15 protein-coding genes are annotated in these 18,389 nt (G+C 38.5%); 5 read left to right on the top strand and 10 right to left on the bottom strand.

The window, feature by feature from the left end:
* Positions 1-214: 214 nt before the first annotated feature.
* The 3 genes from ABIB40_RS08655 to ABIB40_RS08645 all read right to left on the bottom strand — a co-directional run bounded on the left by ABIB40_RS08655 (position 215) and on the right by ABIB40_RS08645 (position 6,154).
* Positions 215-2,677 (bottom strand): ABC transporter permease, encoded by a 2,463-nt coding sequence (locus tag ABIB40_RS08655; RefSeq protein WP_354358052.1) that lies wholly within the window; start codon positions 2,675-2,677, stop codon positions 215-217.
* Between the two features lie 282 nt (positions 2,678-2,959).
* A complete protein-coding gene (locus tag ABIB40_RS08650; RefSeq protein WP_354358050.1) occupies positions 2,960-5,377 on the bottom strand; it encodes an ABC transporter permease in 2,418 nt (805 codons plus the stop codon).
* Between the two features lie 99 nt (positions 5,378-5,476).
* Positions 5,477-6,154 (bottom strand): ABC transporter ATP-binding protein, encoded by a 678-nt coding sequence (locus ABIB40_RS08645; RefSeq protein ID WP_354358048.1) that lies wholly within the window; start codon positions 6,152-6,154, stop codon positions 5,477-5,479.
* Between the two features lie 128 nt (positions 6,155-6,282).
* On the opposite strand from ABIB40_RS08645, the gene ABIB40_RS08640 reads away from it, so the two are divergent.
* Positions 6,283-6,639 carry a four helix bundle protein gene (locus ABIB40_RS08640; protein ID WP_354358046.1) on the top strand — a complete coding sequence of 119 codons (357 nt, stop codon included), beginning with the start codon at positions 6,283-6,285 and terminating at the stop codon, positions 6,637-6,639.
* A gap of 59 nt (positions 6,640-6,698) precedes the next feature.
* Here ABIB40_RS08640 and ABIB40_RS08635 read toward each other — a convergent pair whose 3' ends face one another.
* Positions 6,699-7,952 (bottom strand): efflux RND transporter periplasmic adaptor subunit, encoded by a 1,254-nt coding sequence (locus tag ABIB40_RS08635; RefSeq protein WP_354358044.1) that lies wholly within the window; start codon positions 7,950-7,952, stop codon positions 6,699-6,701.
* A gap of 364 nt (positions 7,953-8,316) precedes the next feature.
* On the opposite strand from ABIB40_RS08635, the gene ABIB40_RS08630 reads away from it, so the two are divergent.
* From ABIB40_RS08630 to ABIB40_RS08615, 4 genes are all read left to right on the top strand, one after another.
* On the top strand, positions 8,317-8,784 hold the full coding sequence (locus ABIB40_RS08630) for a PIN domain-containing protein (RefSeq protein WP_354358042.1): 468 nt from the start codon (positions 8,317-8,319) through the stop codon (positions 8,782-8,784).
* The gene (locus ABIB40_RS08625) at positions 8,768-8,932 is read left to right on the top strand and encodes a hypothetical protein (protein WP_354358040.1); all 165 of its coding nucleotides are present in this window, start codon (positions 8,768-8,770) and stop codon (positions 8,930-8,932) included. The genes ABIB40_RS08630 and ABIB40_RS08625 overlap by 17 nt, the downstream gene beginning before the upstream one ends.
* Before the next feature lie 180 nt (positions 8,933-9,112).
* Positions 9,113-10,468, top strand: coding sequence for a sigma-54-dependent transcriptional regulator (locus ABIB40_RS08620; RefSeq protein WP_354358038.1), 1,356 nt, complete (start codon positions 9,113-9,115; stop codon positions 10,466-10,468).
* Between the two features lie 166 nt (positions 10,469-10,634).
* Positions 10,635-11,987 (top strand): sensor histidine kinase, encoded by a 1,353-nt coding sequence (locus ABIB40_RS08615; RefSeq protein WP_354358036.1) that lies wholly within the window; start codon positions 10,635-10,637, stop codon positions 11,985-11,987.
* A gap of 989 nt (positions 11,988-12,976) precedes the next feature.
* Here ABIB40_RS08615 and ABIB40_RS08610 read toward each other — a convergent pair.
* The 6 genes from ABIB40_RS08610 to ABIB40_RS08585 all read right to left on the bottom strand — a co-directional run.
* On the bottom strand, positions 12,977-14,788 hold the full coding sequence (locus tag ABIB40_RS08610) for a peptide MFS transporter (protein ID WP_354358034.1): 1,812 nt from the start codon (positions 14,786-14,788) through the stop codon (positions 12,977-12,979).
* Between the two features lie 283 nt (positions 14,789-15,071).
* Positions 15,072-15,959, bottom strand: a complete 888-nt coding sequence (locus tag ABIB40_RS08605; RefSeq protein WP_354358032.1) for a hypothetical protein — start codon at positions 15,957-15,959, stop codon at positions 15,072-15,074.
* Positions 15,960-16,257: 298 nt separating this feature from the next.
* Complete coding sequence (locus ABIB40_RS08600; RefSeq protein ID WP_354358030.1) at positions 16,258-16,785, bottom strand: hemerythrin domain-containing protein; 528 nt, start codon at positions 16,783-16,785, stop codon at positions 16,258-16,260.
* Between the two features lie 83 nt (positions 16,786-16,868).
* Positions 16,869-17,144 carry a hypothetical protein gene (locus ABIB40_RS08595; RefSeq protein ID WP_354358028.1) on the bottom strand — a complete coding sequence of 92 codons (276 nt, stop codon included), beginning with the start codon at positions 17,142-17,144 and terminating at the stop codon, positions 16,869-16,871.
* Positions 17,145-17,386: 242 nt separating this feature from the next.
* Positions 17,387-17,830 (bottom strand): hypothetical protein, encoded by a 444-nt coding sequence (locus ABIB40_RS08590; protein WP_354358026.1) that lies wholly within the window; start codon positions 17,828-17,830, stop codon positions 17,387-17,389.
* A 42-nt stretch (positions 17,831-17,872) separates the two neighbouring features.
* A partial coding sequence (locus ABIB40_RS08585) for an IS630 family transposase (protein ID WP_354358024.1) occupies positions 17,873-18,389 on the bottom strand: 517 nt, incomplete at its 5' end.

Here is an 18,389-nt window from a genome sequence, read left to right as displayed (position 1 = left end):
TAACCACCCCTGGCCCCTCCTTGAAATAAGGAGGGGACTTGGATTTACGATTGCTGCAAACTGACCGCTGACTTCCGTCTTCTTTTCCATTTTCTTCTTTATTTAATTTCTATTTTAATCTGATTTAAGACTTTAGTGTCTAACTAACTAAACATCTAGCCGACTGAACGACTTACCAGCTAAACTCTAAACTCTAACCTCTAACCTCTAACCTTCATTCCGTCCTCAAGCTCTTAACCGGATTTGCGAACGCTGCTTTAATTGCCTGAAAACTAACCGTTGCCAGAGCGATGGTAATGGCAATGAGCATAGAAAGTGCAAAGATCCACCAATTTATTTCAATTCGGTAAGCAAAACCCTGCAGCCAATTATGCATTATCCACCAAGCAACTGGAAAAGCCAATACGCTGGCAAGTAACACGAGTTTGATGAAATCTTTGGAAACCAAAAAAACAATTCCAAAAATACTGGCACCCAATACTTTACGCACGCCGATTTCTTTGGTGCGTTGCACCATCACGATTATCGCGATGGCCAGTAAACCAATGCAAGAAATTAAAATTGCAATGATAGCTCCGCCAATAAACATATTGGATAAACGTTGCTCACTAACATATTGACGCTCGGTATTTTCGCTTATCCAAGAACCCATAAACTCTGCATTTGGGTAGAGCTGTTTCCATGCGGTTTTTACCTGCTCAAAACTTCGACTCAGGTTGTTAGATTTTACTCTCACAAAAATATATTCAATCGGTTTGTGTGTACCCAGTACCAAACTTAGTGGTTCAATATTTTCTTTTAGCGATCTATAATTGTAGTTTTTTATAATTCCTACTACCTGCATTGGCGTCTCATTTTCATCGAATGGCAAAAACTCGCCCAGCACATTCCCGTTACCCAACTGTTTGGCCATTTGCTCGTTGATGATTATTGCATTGGTATCGGTTGAAAAAGATCGTCCAAAATCGCGGCCTTGAAGCAACTTGATATCTAGTGTTTTTAAAAAGTCGTAATCCACCTGTTCCACGTTTGTGCCGATGCTGTGCCCCTTATAATCAAAAGTCATAAAGTGAGATGAAGTACTTCCATCGTTGCCTAAGCCAAAATTGTTGTGTGCGCCCGTAATACCCACAATACCCGATTGGCTGCCCAACTTATCTCGCAACAATTGCAAGGCTCGATGACCGGCAACCATACCGTTTTTTTCGTTAGCTCCAGCCACCATCGCTTCTGCAGGTATCGGTATACTTATTACTTCTGTGCGATTAAAACCCAAGGGTGTGTTTTGCAAATACCGCATTTGTTGCCAAGTAATCAGTGTGCAGACAATCAGTAGGGTTGATAGTGAAAACTGAATTACCAATAAAATATTCCTTACCTCGCCCGGTTTTGTGGCGTTTACCTTTCCTTTTAAAACCTGTACTGTTTTGTAGCGCAACATTAGCCAAGCTGGGTAAAACCCAGAAATAAATGTGATGCCGATAAAGATAGCAGCTGCAATAAAAAATTTGCTTGGTTGTAACAAAGTTTTCAGTTCGATGTGACTACTAAAAGTTTGCTTAAAAATCGGCAATAGGAAGGAAGAAAAAATCAATCCAAACAGCAGGGCAATTAAACAAATTAATGCCGTTTCTAAACAAAACTGCATTATTAACTGAACGTTGCCTGCACCAAGGGTTTTGCGCACGCCAATTTCTCGAGCGCGGCTAAAGGCCTTAGCAATATTTAGATTTATAAAATTGATGCTTGCAATCAACAAGATGAAAACACTAATTGCCAGCAAGATGAGGATATAGGATTTACTAACTGCTGGAAAGTCCAATCCGCCAATTTCTGTGTCGAAGTGTATGGCCTGCAAAGGAAGTAAATTTATAGTAAAAACTTGTCCGCTTTTATCCGCGCGCGCGCCGTCACGCTTTAAATCTTCAATTTCTTTTTTGAAATGATTATTGGCAAACGGGATGAAGTTTTTCTCCAAAGCTAGCGTATTTGTACCTTCATTCAACTGTATATAGACAGAATGATTCCCGCGGTCCCATTTATCAAGATTCGACTCATAGCCTCGATAATTTTCAAAACGGATGAATACGTCAAGCTGCAAACTAGAATTATCGGGCATTTCTTCGGTAACGGCACTTACCGTAAAATTTTCGAAGCCTTGGCCTTTAAAATCCATTTGGATGGTTTTGCCGATTGGATTTTCATCACCAAAAATAGCTTTTGCCGTAGGTAGATTCAGCACAACATCGTGCTGGTCGTGCAGCATCGTTTGTAAGTTGCCCTGCAAAGGTTTTAAGGCAAATATCTTCGGAAAGTCCTGATCCACAAACTTTATGGAACGTTCAATTTTCTTCTCTTTATATTGTATTAAACCGCCGCCATTGCCAATCCTAGAAATGCGTTTAATCGACGGATACTCTGCCCTAAGTGCAGGTGTAAGCGGCTCTGGCATTGGCGTATCTTTTGTGGTTCCATTCGCTAAATTCCGGGTAAAATAAACCCGATAGATGTTTTTTAGGTTCGGGTTAAAATCATCGAAAGAGAATTCGAAACTTACCGTTAAAAGAAGAAGCACCGAACAAGCCGTGGCGACACTTAAGCCAACAATGTTGATGAGATTGAAAACTTTGCCTCTTAACAGGTTTCGCCAAGCGATTTTGATGTAGTTTTTTAACATTTTTTAGGGGTTAGGTGATAGGGTATAGGTGTTAGGATAAGGGAACAAGGAACAAAGATTAAAGATATGGTGCTTGCTCAACCACCCCCAGCCACTCCTTAAAACAAGGAGGGGAGTTGGATTTACGATTGCTGAAAACTGACTGCTGACTTCCGACTTCTTTTTCATTTTATCTTTATTTAATTTCTATTTAAAGCTGAGCTAAGACTTTAGTGTTTAACCAACTAACATCTAGCCGACTTACCAGCTAACCTCTAACCTCTAACCTCTAACCTCTAACCTTCATTCCGTTCTTAAACTTTTAACTGGATTCGCCAACGCTGCTTTAAAGGCCTGAAAACTCACGGTTATGAGCGCAATAAGCAAAGCCGATAACCCAGCACCAACAAACATCCACCAGCTGATGTTAATTCTAAATGCAAAACTTTGCAGCCATTTGCCCATGATCCAATATGAACTAGGGAAGGCAAAAACACAAGCAACAAGCACGAGTTTTACGAAATCTTTTGAAAGCATTTGAACAACCTGAGTTGCACTAGCACCTAACACTTTGCGAATCCCAATTTCTTTGGTGCGCTGTTCTGCGGTGTAAGTTATCAACCCAAATAACCCAAGGCAGGCAACTAGAATAGTGAATACAGCGAATATGTTAAGAACAGCCCCTGTTTTTTGTTCTGCAGCGTAGGTTTTATTATAAAGGTCATCCATAAAAGTGTAGGTAAACGGTTCGTCTGTATTAAACTCGCTCCACTGCTTTTTCATGGTTGAAAGTAAGCCTTGAATGTCTGCTGTTTTAACTTTAAATATCAACCCTTGGTCAGGGTGAAGTGTCATTAGAAGAGATGTGATGGGTTCGTGCAACGACTGGAAATTAAAATCTTTTACCACTCCAATTACGTGATAGGGAACGTTATCTCCTCTATCGCTATTTTGCCGAATGATTGTTTTGCCCACTGCAGTTAGGTTGTTCCATCCATACGCTTTTGCTGCGGTTTCATTTATTATCATTGCGGTTGAGTCTGTTGTAAATGCTGTAGAGAAATTTCTACCAGACGCCATCTTCATTCCAAAAGTTGGGATGTATTCTTCATCCACATGATACTCTTGGGTTTTCATAATTTGATTTTCATGTCCTTCTAAAAAGGAAAGCGCATTACTTCCGCTGCTTGGTCCGGCGGGTTTGTATGAGGATACCGTTGCACTTATAATACGTGGATCGCGCAGCATATCCGTTTTAAATACCTGCTCATTTTCCCTCAAGGCGTAAGAGTTGGGAATAGAAAGTATTTGTTCTTTATCGTACCCTAAATTTTTATTTTGGATGTATTGCATTTGTTGCTGAACCACAACAGTACCAATGATTAATCCCACGGAGATAAAAAACTGAAATACCACCAAACCACTTCGCACTCCAAATGCTTTATTTGAAGATTTAAGTTGACCTTTTAATACCGTAATTGGCTTAAACGACGCTAAGAAAAATGCTGGATAAATGCCAGCAGCGACGCTAACCAATATCCCCAAGCCAATAAAACTTGCAATTATTTTTATGTTGAAACCGAAATTTAAATTCTTATCAGAAATGCTATTAAATACGGGTAATGTAAGCTGAATTAGAATAAATGAGATGATTAGTGCGATAAAGACAAGCAATGCCGATTCCACTAAAAATTGTTTGATGAGTTGAGTTCTTCCAGAGCCAATTACCTTTCTTACGCCAACTTCTTTTGCTCTTTTTGTTGCGCTTGCTGTAGAAAGATTAATGAAATTTATGCAGGCGATTAATAAAATAAAAACAGCAATAACGCCAAACACATACACGTACATGGCATTTCCAGGTACATCTAGTTCGTAATTAGCATGAGAATGTAAATGGATAGAAGTTAGGGGCTGTAAAACAAAGCCCATTTTATTACCTTTAGTTATAAATTGCTCCAAACTAATGCCCATACTCTGCTGGATCTGTGGCCCCATATATTTTCTTACCATGCTTGGTAGCTTTGACTCTAATTTTTTATAATCATAACCAGGTTTTAACAGTAAATACGTAAAAAAATTAGAGGCCATCCAAGAGTCAGATTTGGCGCTTGGCAAGCTACCCATGGATGCAAACATATCGAAGTGAAAATGAGCATTAACGGGAACTTTGTCTATGATGCCTGTTACTTTAAATTGCGCATTGTCATTCGGTAGCGTAAGTGTTTTGCCTATAGGGTTTTCATTGCCAAAATACTTTTGTGCAAGCGCTTTTGTAACGACAACGGTGTTTGGTTCTAGCAGCGCGGTTTTCCCGTCTCCAGCAATAAAGGGGAGCGTAAATATATTGAAGAAATTTGCATCAACAAAAGCTAGTTGATCGTCTTTAAAACTTTTTTCTTTGTACGTGACCTTTCTAATACCTGCAATCTGAAGTCTGGTGGCATCCTGAACTTCAGCGTAATCGTTTTTTAAGGCGCTGGCAACAGGTGGCATTACATTAGTTTCGAAAATTTTGCCCCCATTAATTTCGGCCTGAAATGCAACTCTAACAATGCTGTCTGCATTTTTGTTAAAGCGATCATAGCTTAACTCGTTTTGCACATATAACAAAATTATAAAACAGACAGACATGCCGATAGCCAATCCTGAAATGTTAATGACAGAAAAGGTTTTGTGCTTTATTAAGTTCCGCCAAGCGATTTTTATATAGTTTTTTAACATTCTGGTACGTGCTAGGTGCTAGGTGTGAGGCAATAGGGTATAGGTGTTAGAGATTTACTAATAGCTGACTTCTGATTGCTGATAACTGACGGCTCGACTCTAAACCAAAATATTCTCCGTTACACTCTGCCCATCAAGCATTCTAATAATTCGATGGCTGTATTTTGCATCGTGCTCGCTGTGCGTTACCATAATTACGGTGGTACCTTGTTCGTTTAGGTCGGTTAGCATTTGCATCACTTCGTTTCCGTTGCTGCTGTCCAAGTTTCCCGTTGGCTCATCGGCGAGGATTAATTTTGGATGATTTACGACAGCTCTTGCAACGGCAACACGCTGTTGCTGCCCACCGCTTAGCTGCTGCGGAAAGTGATTTCTACGGTGCATAATCTGCATCTTATCGAGCACCTCTTCCACACGTTTTTTACGTTCTGCTGCTGGAACTTTGGTGTAGATCAATGGTAACTCTACGTTTTCGAAAACGGTCAATTCATCAATCAGGTTAAAGCTCTGAAACACGAAGCCGATGTTGTGTTTACGCAAATTTGCTCGCTGTCGCTCGTTGTAACCGGCCACTTCTTCGCCGTTAAAAAGAAAACTGCCACCATCGGGATCGTCCAAAAGCCCGACGATATTTAATAGGGTAGATTTTCCGCAACCGGATGGACCCATTACGGCTACAAATTCGCCTTCACGCACGGAAAACGAGAGTTTATTTAAGGCTACCGTTTCCACTTCTTCGGTGCGGTAGTTTTTTTCTAGGTTGGTAATTTTAATCATAGGGGAGGGATTAGGTAATAGGTGCTAGGGTATAGGTGCGTGGTGTATTAAAATTTATAGTCAATTTCTAATTCAGGTTTTATTTGTTGTTTTCATTATATTTATTATTTTCACTCTAATATTTCATTATGCGCAATTTTTACGATTTAGGCATTTGGCAAAAAAGCCATCAACTTACGCTAAAAATTTATGCTGCCACTAAGCTTTTTCCCAAAGAGGAAGCTTATGGAATGGTTTCTCAAATGCGGCGCTCTTCCTCTTCCGTACCAACAAACATAGCCGAGGGTTGTGGCCGAGATAGCAATCCAGAGATGCGACGGTTTCTAATCATAGCGTCAGGTTCGGCTTCCGAGTTGGAATATCAATTGGTTTTATCAAAAGATTTAGGCTATGTAGATGAACTTCTCTACAAAGAACTTTCCTTTCTTACGATAGAAATCCGAAAGATGATTTCCGCTTTCATAAAAGCCATGCCCAAAACCTAACACCCAACATCTATCACCTATTCCCTAACACCTATACCCTAACGCCTATCTCCCAACGACTACTTTTTCAACACCAACTCCTGCATCTCTCCATAATTTTCATAACTATTCGTAATTACTTTATCTCCGGGCTTTAAACCTTGTAATACTTCATAATAATCAGGGTTTTGTCGACCTAACTGAATGTCTACCTTGTAGGCTACAGAACCGTTTTCGCCAACTTTAAATATCCAATTACCGCCGGTTTGCTGATAAAATCCACCTTTTGGCAACAAAATGGCTTGTGTTTCATCGCTTAAAGTAAGATGAATTTGCAATGTTTGTCCGCGGCGAATGTTTGCTGGTGTTTTCCCTACAAACTCCATATCTACCTGAAAGCGACCATTTGTAACCTGGGTATAAACCTTTTTTATCACTAACGGATAATTTTTTCCAGCAACGTCTGCATCGCCCTTAAGGCCATTAAAAATTCTGCTGATGTAGTGTTCATCAACATCTACGCGAACTTTAAAGCCGCTAATTACGTCTAATTGCCCCAACCGCTGACCTTTATTTTTGCTCTCGCCAATCTCTGCATCTAAAGAAGTAAGCTGACCGTCTACAGGCGCCCTCACCACTAAATCGCCCACTTTTTTACGCATTAAGGCCAAGGTTTTTTTCATCTGACTATAAGACTCGCCCATCTGTGTTGCCTGTAGCGCCATCGATGTGGCATCCGTTTTCATAACATCTTTGGTAAGTTGCTTACGCTTTACCTGGTAATCGTATTGGTTTTTGCTGCTGTTAAATTCTTGGGTGCTAATTACTTTTTGGGCATATAATTTTTTGTTCATGTTATATACCCTTGTTGCTTCTTTAAGCGCCACATCAACGTCGGCATTTTGATTTTGACGGCTGATGGAGTTTTGTTCGGAATTGTTTTTGCTAATTTGCATTTGTGTAAGCACATTAAAAACCTGCGTTTCTTGGTTTGCCAATTGAAGCTCGAGATCGGTATTTGAGAGTCTTAAAATTGGCTGTCCCTTTGTCATCATAGCACCGTCTTCTACAAATTTTTGTTCAACTCTACCGCCTTCCATGGCGTCTAAGTAAATGGTGGTTTGAGGCATTACAATCCCGTTAACGGGAATAAATTCTTGAAAACTTCCTTTTTTGATCTCGCTTATGGTAAGGCGCTCTGTATCTACGTTAAGTTTCGATTTGCCCGAGGTAAAGTAGATGCTTCCAGACACCAATAATACCAGCGCAGTAATTCCGCCAATAGTTAAAATTCTTTTGCGACTCCATTTTTTCTTTTCTAACTGTCTATCCATATAATCTAAATCTGAGGCACAATCCTCGTTTTTTAGGAGTTTTCTGTTTGCTTGTAAAATCTTGTAGGGATATGTCAATATTGTGCCATTGGTGTAACTAATTGTTTAATAGTTTTTTAACTGAGTAGGCTTTCGCCGAGGTGTTCGGTTATGATACAACTTGCGTTCGGTAATGATACAGAATTTAATAGATTTGAGATGTGAGACGTGGGATTTGAGACCTAGCTTATTACCCCTATCTAGTGTCTATTCTCTATTAAACGATTTGAGAACTCATTACACGACAGCAAAAAGCTTCTATTAAATTTAAGGACTTTAAAATCTTTAAATTTTATTCGTAAATTAATCCGAACTTAGAGAAGAAATGAAACAAAGGGTTTACATTGACACTTCTGTTGTCGGCGGCTATTTTGATAAGGAATTTTCACAAGAAACAGTTCCATTTTTTGAACGCGCAAAAAACGGGGAATTGATAATAATAGTTTCTGACATTCTTCAAGCAGAGCTTTTTAGAGCTCCTGAATTTACAAGAGAACTTCTTGCAGATATTCCAGAAGAATTTAAAGAATTTGCCAGACTGTCGCCAGAAGCCTCAGCACTTGCCGACAAATACATTGAAGCTAAAGTTGTTGGTAAAACGAGCAGAGCCGATTGTCAGCACATAGCAATAGCGACCCTATCAAATGCAGATGTTTTGGTAAGTTGGAACTTTAAGCACATTGTAAATCTCGACAGAATAAGAGGCTACAATGGAATCAACTATCAAAACGGATATAGGATGATTGAAATAAGAACCCCGAAAGAAATAACTAGATATGGAAACGACGATTAAAAAAGTTGAAATGAAATTTGATGCCATAAAGACTATGCGTGAAATAAGAGATAAGTTGAGTCTTGAGATCATGAATATGACGTATGAGGAAGAACGAGCCTATTTAGACAAAATCCTATCAAAAGGAGAAAAGCAAATACCGAAATAATTCCCTACAATTCCCGGTAAAACTTAAATTTTACCGGGCAAAATGCAATGTGTGTTTGTGATGCGAATCAATCTGGTTTTTAGTTTGACAAAAACTATGTGATAAATTCAGCAACTACTTAAACTTGTACAGCATTTTACATGCCTTTCACCTAACGCCTAAAACCTATTACCCCATCACATGACCTTAAAAAACGCCAAAATTCTAGTAGTAGACGATGATACCGATGTTTTAACGGCAGTTAGGTTATTGTTAAAAACTGAGGTAAAGGAAGTTGTTACGGAGAAGAATCCAGAAAATATGTTGCAGTTGCTTAGCAGAACTCATTTTGATTTGGTACTGTTAGATATGAATTTTAACAGCAGCATTAACACAGGGAACGAAGGCCTTTTTTGGCTGAAAAAAATTAAGTCGACCAAACCAACCACTGCGGTAGTGATGATTACCGCTTATGGCGATATAGACCTTGCGGTGCGATCATTGAAAGAAGAAGCTGCTGATTTTATGATTAAACCATGGAATAACCAGAAGTTGCTAGAAGTGATAAGCGAAGCACTTTCTGGTAAGAAAATGTCGGCCGAAAATAAAAATACTGGGCAAGTAAAAAATCAAGGTGGACAACAGTTGCTGGGAGACAGCGACGCCATGAAAGATGTTTTTTTGAAGATTGAAAAAATTGCGCCAACAGATGCCAATGTGTTAATTTTGGGCGAAAATGGTACCGGAAAGGATTTAATAGCACAAGCCATTCATCATAAATCGCTTAGAAAAGACAAGCCTTTTGTAAAAGTAGATGCCGGTGCGCTAACAGAATCGTTATTTGAGAGCGAGTTGTTCGGACATAAAAAGGGGGCATTTACAGACGCTCGGGCAGATCGCGTGGGGCGTTTCGAGGCCGCAAACGGGGGAACGATCTTTTTAGACGAAATTGGGAACATTTCACTCCAACAGCAGGCTAAGCTTCTTTCGGTTTTGCAAAACAGGCAAGTAATGAAATTGGGGAGCAATGAACAGGTTCCGATAGATATTCGGCTTATTTGTGCAACAAACATGCCTTTGCAAGAGTTGGCTGACGAGTCTAAGTTTCGTAAAGATTTGATTTATAGGATAAATACTGTAGAACTTATGGTGCCTCCGTTGCGAAATCGTAAGCAAGATATTATGTTGTTAAGCAATTATTATGCAGCCGTTTATGGAAAAAAATATTTAAAATCTAAACTAAGTTTTGGCAAAAGTGCAGAAGACAAGTTAATGGCACATGGTTTTCCGGGCAATGTGCGCGAGCTGCAATATATTATAGAAAGGGCCGTAATTATGGCAGACGATAGTAGGTTGGCGGCCGATGATTTGATTTTCTCGCCTATTGAAAAGAAAGAAGAAATTGCTGCTTCTGGCATGATGAAGCTAAGTAATGTCGAGAAAATTACCATCATCAACGCCATAGAAAAACATCAAGGAAACATTACCCAAGCCGCAAAAGAACTGGGCCTAACCCGAACCGCCCTGTATAGAAGGCTCAGTAAATATGATTTGTAGAAACTCGTACGAAAATGTAGTCGGAAGTCAGAAATCAGTTATCAGTTACGAGTTGTGAGTTACCAGTATCGCACAAGCCACGCAACCTTTAACTCCTAACTTTTAACCCCTAACCTTTAACCTTTAACCCGTAACCTTTAACCCATAACCTAACACCTCTTACCTAATGAACTACCAATGGCGCATATTAATACGGGTAATTTTACAATTGCTTACGCTTTGCGTACTTTCTTTTTTATTGGTAACAGGCCGATACATTTACATAATCTTGGTTTTTCCTGTGCTTATATTTCAATTGATAGATATTTTTAAATTTCATTTGAACGCACAGCGAGAGGTAGAGCAATTTGTAGAAAGTGTACATTACAGAGATTTTTCTAGGTATTTTAACGTGAAACAAGCACCGTCTGAACTGCAACCGCTTAGAAAAGGTTTTAATGAGATAAACAGTACGTTTAAAGTAATAAGTAGAGAACGAGAAACACAATTTGTGTATCTGCAGAAAATATTAGAATTGGTAGATACAGGAATTTTATCATATAAGATAAGTACTGGCGAAGTGGTTTGGTTGAATGAAACCTTAAAAAATCTATTGGGCGTTCCTTACCTCAAAACCATTTCTTCCTTGCAGAAAAGAGCACCAGCTATTTTTGATGCATGCATCGCCATAAAAACTGGCGAACATCAAATTATTAGCATAAATAAAGAATCTTCGACCGTTAAAGTGGTTATTGCAGCAACTGCTTTTCAAACAGATGGGGAGGTTTTTAAATTAATCGCGTTTCAGAATGTAAATGAAGCGTTGGAGGAAACAGAAGCGAATGCCTGGCAAAAGCTGCTGAGTGTGATGACGCATGAGATCATGAACTCCATCGCGCCGATTTCGTCACTAGCCTCTACTTTAAAGCATACCATTCAAGAAGCTTCGATTAATAAGCGGGGCATTGATGGAAAATTGGAAGACTTAGAAGTTGGGATTGAAACCATTGAGCGAAGAAGCAATGGTCTGCTCAAATTCGCCGAAACTTACAGAAATCTGAACAAGATAACCGAGCCGAATACAAAAAGAATTCGGGTGCTAGATCTTTTCGAGAACTTACAGGAATTGATGGAGCCAACTTTTCAGCAAAAAGCCATCGAACTGGATATTATTTTAAAAGATCCGCAAATCGTGATTGATGCCGATAGCCATTTAATTGAGCAGGTGCTGATTAATCTTTTAGTAAACGCAGTAGAAGCTGTTAAAGAAGTCGCAAGCCCTAAAATTGCTTTTTCTGCCTATCACGAAGGGAATAAAACCGTGGTTAAGGTAAGTGACAATGGCGCGGGTATTCCATCAGAAATATTGGAGCAGATTTTTATCCCATTTTTTAGCACACGAAAAACTGGGAGCGGTATTGGTTTAAGCCTAAGCAAACAGATTATGCTCCTGCACAAAGGTAGCATCCAGGTAAAAAGCGAAATAGGAGTGGGCACAGCTTTTATGTTGGTTTTTGGGAGGAGTTTGGAGCAGAGATAAAGGAGCAAAGAACAAAGATTGGGTGTTCAAACTCCCCTCATTTTTTTCAGGGAGTGGAGTAAGGGGTAGTTTCAATGTAGCTCTTCGAAAGGTTTTCTTTGCGCATCTCTAAATATAAATAAGGCGGATTTTTGAATCTGCAAAGAAAGGTAAAAAAATAGCCTATCGGGATTGCAAATCTAGTTTTATCAGACGTTCGACATCGCCCTGCGGAAGATGTTGAACAGCGAAGCCTCATTTAAAGATGGATATAAAAATATTTAAGAACAATATAATTGCTATTCGAATGTAGTGATTTGTCTTATACATGTCTAAGTTTTTAATATTTTTTAGATACAAGGGATAAATACTCAATATAACAAATTGCATGGTGTAAAAAAACATACTATAAAAATCGCCAATTATAATGATAACAATACATACCAAGCAAATCGAATAGGTAATGCCCGAGATTACTGAGAATAAAAAATTCATCTTTCTTTCATCCCGAAATAAAAACTAACCAAAGAAAAGATAATAAAAAGCAAGCAGTAGAAGTGTACAAATTGCTGGAACAATGGAATTATAATCAATAAGAACAGCAGTAATAGCTGTTAAACCAAAAAACAATTCTTCTGAACTAAAACGTTTAGTAACGTTTTCAAAAATCACCTTGAGTTCCAAATTTTTACTAATTAATTAGTATTTAATGTTATTTCAGCACCAACAAAAAGTTTCACGGAAAATTCGATTGTATTCTTTCGGGTCTTTTTTGTTTCTCCGTAACATGTTCCTCGAGACGTTACCTTTTTCCAACTCGAAGTTTAAAGGAAGCTGATTTCCGAATCTGCGAAGATAAAACATATAAGCCGTTTTATCCGGATTGCATTTAGTTAAGCAGATGTTTGAGATTGCCCGCAGTGCAATCTCAAACATCTGATATTTCTGATTTTCCAAAGATGGCGGTAGATTCTGTTAAATCCATAGTTGGCGATTTTTAGTTCAATAGATTAATGAACGCCATGCATCAATCTTTTTACCAATGGGTTTAGCAACATGATCAGTAGACCTATGCCAATAGGGATCAGGGTGAAAATTAAAAAGAAAGTAGACATGGAGTACTCGGCGGTAATTTTGTCAATCTGCCCACCCATGCTACCGGCAATCTTGTTTCCAATGGCGATGGCCAAATACCAAATCCCGAACATAATCCCAATCATGCGGCCTGGTACCAATTTAGAAACGTAAGACAAGCCTACCGGAGAGATAAACAATTCGCCCATGGTATGGAAAAAATAAGCGAGAACCAGCCACATCATACTTACGGAAGCTACTTTAGCGCCCGATGGGATTGAACTAGAGCCGTAAGCCAAGGCGGCAAAGCCGATACCGAGCAAAATCATTCCGAAAGCATTTTTCATGGTTGCGCTTGGATTGTATTTACTCTCCCAAAGCTTGGAGACTAATGGGGCAAATGTAATGATAAACAAAGAGTTTAACACGCCAAACCATGTTGCAGGCACCTCTGCCTTTACTTCGGTATATTGGTTTTTTAACATATAAATTACCAATACCCAAATAAGCAAAAACCCTAATCCTAAAATGATATTGCCGATTGCATAATTTTTAAATGTTCTTCTAAATAAGCTGAGCAACACATAAGTAATTAATATTAATGGCACAACAGTTATTAGGGTATTGGCCACATTGAAGATAATTTTTGCATCGCCCTGCAATATTCTGGCGGTATAATCTTTCGCAAAAATAGACATAGAACCGCCAGCTTGTTCAAACGAAGCCCAAAAGAAAATTTGTATAATAGCTAAAATAACAACCACCGTCATCCGATCGCGAAGTAGAAAGCCATATTGGGTAATCCGTTTTATAAGGATAAAAATGAAAAGCGCCAACGCTACCAAAATGGCGAAATTGCTTCCCGTTAAACTGCCTACGGTAAAGTTGAATATGCCAGTGCCAGTAATTTTGGAGACAGGATCGTTTACTACCCAAACTAAACCAACAATAGCTATAATGGCAATAATGATTAAATCGAAGGTAGAAAAAGGGTTTTTCTTTGCAGATTGTTGCGTTTCTTTTCCTGCTTCTACCATTTGTATGCCCGCTACTTCTTGTGATTCTTCCTCGTCTTCATGATTTTCTTTGGTAGGTTTTAAACCAATAGAACCGAAAATATTTTTTGTAAAATAGAATTGCAGCATGCCCACAAACATAAAAATGCCAGCAAGGCCAAAACCGTAGCTCCATCCCCAATCTTTATTTTCTCCCAAATAACCGCAAAGCAGCATTCCTAAAAATGCCCCTGCGTTTACGCCCATATAAAAAATGGTGTACGCGCCATCTTTCTTTTTTTCATGTTTTTTGTACATGTGCGATAAGATGGAGGTCATGTTTGGTTTAAAAAAGCCGTTACCAATTACCAATAAACATAGCCCGATGTATAAAAAAGCGTGATTCGCTTCAAAGGCCATAGAAAGGTGACCGAGCGTCATAATAAAAGCGCCAATAATCACCGCCCATCTATAGCCAATTAATTTATCGGCAATATAACCTCCCAAAATAGGAGTAAGGTATGCCAAAGAGGTGTAAGAGCCATAAATTGCGAGTGCGTATTCGCGTGGCCATCCCCAACCAGGATTTTGGCCAATAAGTGCAGATGTTAAAAATATTACCAATAAGGCACGCATGCCATAGTAAGAAAATCGTTCCCACATTTCGGTAAAAAAAAGTACAAATAGCCCTGCTGGATGCCCTAACACTTTGTCTTTAAAAAAGTCGTCTTGGCTATTAAGTGTTGCCTGCATAAAATTTTAGTTGGTTATAAAGTTCGGTTTCGAAATTAGTTTTTGTGTTTTGTCTATTCTAGCAATTGCAATATAGTTAGCTTAACTTAAACTCACAAATTTTTACGGCTCAGCAAACCTTATCGTTCTAAAAGTAGCATAAAAATTACCAGACTGTTTTAAAAGATGTCGATTAAGTTTTCAGATTGTTCGACCAAAAGGTGGAAGTTTTTCAAGGCTTGCTTTTGCATAAAAAATAATTGCGTTGGGAGGTAAAAAAGATAGTTTTTAGCCCCTTATAAAGCTAATTTTCTACTTTTTTCTTTTTTGGGTCGATGTAAAATTCGTCGTTGCCGTTGGCATCGTTTACCAAGTTTACGTTTTCCTGTAATTTTAAGCGTCCGCCAATAATTTTCAGCCCATTTATGTGGCCATCCGAACCATAATATTCGAATTTTCCTTCCATATCTGTATTAAATGGCGATAAATGATCAAATACAATCATCCCTGCTTTCAAATCAGATTTTAAAGTCATTGCATTTTGCTTGTTGTATTCGAAGACCAAGCGGTTTTTGCCTTGTAAATCTTTGCCATCAAAAACCGGTGCGCCAAAAGCTACTTCGCCTTTATCGAAGCTAACTATTTCTATAACCCGCTTGGTAGATCTTTCATTATTTCCCTTCCATCCCAATAAAATATAGTAAGGCAATCTTGCAGATGAGGTGACAGGAATTATTTCGTAATATTTTGCACCAAACCAATTTTTATTGTTGGTGATGATGTTTGGGTCTATTAAGTTTTCAGTTTGGTCTATCAGCGGAATTAACTTTAAAGCGCCATTGGATGTGTTCATTTGTATAGCCCCAAAAAATCGATAAGTGCCGTCTATTAGCTGTACATACCAGGTTAATAGCTTAAAAACCCTGTCTGAAGATTTTACAATGGAAACTGTTCTTAAAGAATCGAATCCAAATGTATATGAGTTTGGGGCTTTTAGCGCATCTACCAAGGTTTTTACAAATAGCCCGTTTTGGGCAAATTTTTGCTCATCGCTTTGCGCGGATAAAACCCGGCCAGATATTTTATTTAAACTGTCTTGCAGCGAAAGTAGATTGGTGGGAGTTTGTTGGGCTTTTGCAGAAAATCCCATTAGAAAAACTAAAACTAATGTATTAAAAAATTGGTGTTTCATGGGGATTAATTCAGCCTTGATGAAGACGGTGTGCAAAGGTGTCTTTAAAAACAAAGATAATTAATCAATTCATTGGTTTATTCTTTCTCGAATTTTTGTTTATCAGCGGCCAAAATCATTTTTCCGTTAGGTTGCCAACCATTAATAGCATTGACTCTACAATGGTTTTATTTGTTTCTTGATCGAACACCCTGGTGTGCGATCATCCCTCTGAAAGAGGGGAATTTCCCATCATGTTTTTTATTGCACCTGCAAGGAGGGGTGGTTTTTTTAAGAAATTGATATTGAACTAAGGACATCAGCTATTTTGTAAATTAATACTATTAATAATCTCATAAAAATCATAACCAGCTCTGGACAAGGCTCTTATGGCAGATTCTATTGCAATCGGTGCTGGATTTTGTGGGTGCACCGGGACTTCTTCTGTAGCTCTTAATTGCGCCAAAAGTTCTTCTGTCTGGCCCTGGGTTAGTGCCTCGCAAACATCATATAATCCTCCCGGTTCTTCCTCTGCGGTATCGTGTATTTCTAAAAGGTGTCTAATTACTCCTAACAATAATGGCGTAGGTGGCGAAACCATTAGCGCCGTTATTGCGCCATGTTCCAGTCGGTACCGCGGTATTAGGTTTTGCGCTACCGCTAAATCCGCTTTTCTTGCTGCCGAAAAAAGGATTTTCTCTTCCATTTTAATATGACGCAATAACTGGGTTCTAAATCGGTGATAGTAGTCCAGTTCGATTTGATCTGGGTTCGCGGTAGCCTTATCCAACAACTGATCAATGCGCTGGTGGTCTTCTGTAAAAAATTGATGTAAAGGTTTGTTCATTCTGCACTTATTTTTTAGCGTGGAAGTGTGATTATTTTGTTGTAAACATTTTTCACATCTTCGGTGGGTTCAAGTCTGTATCATTATTTTTCATTTGCATCTAGTAACCAATTAAAAACGTTCAGGTGTTTTACCCCGCTTCGGTTTCGGGTAAACGAATCTGTTGTGAGTAAATATTTCGGATAGTTGTCCTTGGTTTTTTCTAATGCACCAAATTCAGTTTCTACCGTACTTTCACTTGTCATTTGCCCCGCTACTTGATAATATTCAATATCGCCAGTCGGAGAGGTAAAGATATGATCTAGATCATCAAAACTTGTAAATTTTGTAAGTTTGGATGATTTTAAGTTGATTGTCATTCTTCGTTTGAAGGGATATGGTTTTCCGGATAATAATTTTCAACTTCTGTGTCATTTGCGTTTGAGTCAAGAATATCAATCCCGAATGATTGATTAAGTCTTGCCATTTTTTTACGGAGAAACGAATATGACCTTCTCTATTTTATCCCGAAAAACAAAAATTGTTTGCTGATTACCAAAATAATGAATGATGTGCTAAAATATTGATGTATAGACACTTTTCTTTATCCATGGGCTGTTTATTACGGATTTTCGTTTCTTAATATTTTATTTCTGATTGTTTCGTAGTCTACTTTTCTCATTAACAAAATGGCTTTAGGCGTATTCAATAATGAAGATATTGTGCTAATTGCTATTGCAGAATATAGAACGATAAATGCCCAGTTTGGGAAGTAAAAAGTATTTAATTCGTTGTAATTCCAAAGATTAAATATCGAAAATAATATCACAGATGCTCCAGAAACTAAAGATGGGAGCCATACTCTAGTTTTAAACCATAAAAAAGGAATGTTAAACAGACATAACTTTGTTACCCCAACAATACTACTTAATGTAAAAACAATAAATAAGACGATTGCTGCCCAATTTGGGAGCAGTTGAAATACCATTGAAGTTGCCCAAGCAATAGCCATCAGTCCTATAAAAAAGCAGAACGTTGATGTAATGGCGGATAAAAATATTTTCATTTATTTATTTTTATTTTGTTTAGTCCTTTATTTAAGTAGTGTCTAAAATTTAATGTCGTATTTTGTTCCAAAACTATTGAGTATACGGTTCAAGCTTTCCTTTAGGTCGTGGAATGACTTATAGGCATCGAAATCCAGCCATTGATATTTTATCCTTCTCCATAGTATTTCTATGAGGTTTAGTTCGGGAGAGTACGTAGGCAAAAAATAGATCAGTACATCTTTCTCCCTCCATTGTTCGATTTTGGCCATGAATTTCTTTGATCTATGTATCGGGGAGTTATCAAGGACCACAACTGTTCTTTTAACGGTCTGTTCTACAAAACGATCCATAAAACAGATGGCCCTGTCAGCATCGAAGGTCGTCTCAAGTACCTCAAAATAAAACTTGTTCTTACGGGTCATCATTCCGACCACATTCAGATACCTGCCTTTAGAGGCAGGCAATAATATGGGGCTTTCTTTTGTCTGCCATGCATAAGGCACGTTTGGCGTGAGCCCGAAATGGCTTTGATCTCCAAAATACAGGTCGATATATCCGTTGTTTTCCAGATCCTTC

It is taken from the genome of Pedobacter sp. UYP30 (assembly GCF_040547165.1).
Lineage (GTDB): Bacteria > Bacteroidota > Bacteroidia > Sphingobacteriales > Sphingobacteriaceae > Pedobacter.
Note: the sequence above shows the minus strand (reverse complement) of the source record. Positions and strands in the feature narration are given on the sequence as shown.

Coding starts and splice junctions, on each gene's coding strand:
- ABIB40_RS08620 (WP_354358038.1), top strand. CDS start 9,113: ATGACCTTAAAAAACGCCAAAATTCTAGTAGTAGACGATGATACCGAT.
- ABIB40_RS08655 (WP_354358052.1), bottom strand. CDS start 2,677: ATGTTAAAAAACTACATCAAAATCGCTTGGCGAAACCTGTTAAGAGGC.
- ABIB40_RS08640 (WP_354358046.1), top strand. CDS start 6,283: ATGCGCAATTTTTACGATTTAGGCATTTGGCAAAAAAGCCATCAACTT.
- ABIB40_RS08610 (WP_354358034.1), bottom strand. CDS start 14,788: ATGCAGGCAACACTTAATAGCCAAGACGACTTTTTTAAAGACAAAGTG.
- ABIB40_RS08605 (WP_354358032.1), bottom strand. CDS start 15,959: ATGAAACACCAATTTTTTAATACATTAGTTTTAGTTTTTCTAATGGGA.
- ABIB40_RS08650 (WP_354358050.1), bottom strand. CDS start 5,377: ATGTTAAAAAACTATATAAAAATCGCTTGGCGGAACTTAATAAAGCAC.
- ABIB40_RS08595 (WP_354358028.1), bottom strand. CDS start 17,144: ATGACAATCAACTTAAAATCATCCAAACTTACAAAATTTACAAGTTTT.
- ABIB40_RS08630 (WP_354358042.1), top strand. CDS start 8,317: ATGAAACAAAGGGTTTACATTGACACTTCTGTTGTCGGCGGCTATTTT.
- ABIB40_RS08615 (WP_354358036.1), top strand. CDS start 10,635: ATGAACTACCAATGGCGCATATTAATACGGGTAATTTTACAATTGCTT.
- ABIB40_RS08590 (WP_354358026.1), bottom strand. CDS start 17,830: ATGAAAATATTTTTATCCGCCATTACATCAACGTTCTGCTTTTTTATA.
- ABIB40_RS08645 (WP_354358048.1), bottom strand. CDS start 6,154: ATGATTAAAATTACCAACCTAGAAAAAAACTACCGCACCGAAGAAGTG.
- ABIB40_RS08625 (WP_354358040.1), top strand. CDS start 8,768: ATGGAAACGACGATTAAAAAAGTTGAAATGAAATTTGATGCCATAAAG.
- ABIB40_RS08600 (WP_354358030.1), bottom strand. CDS start 16,785: ATGAACAAACCTTTACATCAATTTTTTACAGAAGACCACCAGCGCATT.
- ABIB40_RS08635 (WP_354358044.1), bottom strand. CDS start 7,952: ATGGATAGACAGTTAGAAAAGAAAAAATGGAGTCGCAAAAGAATTTTA.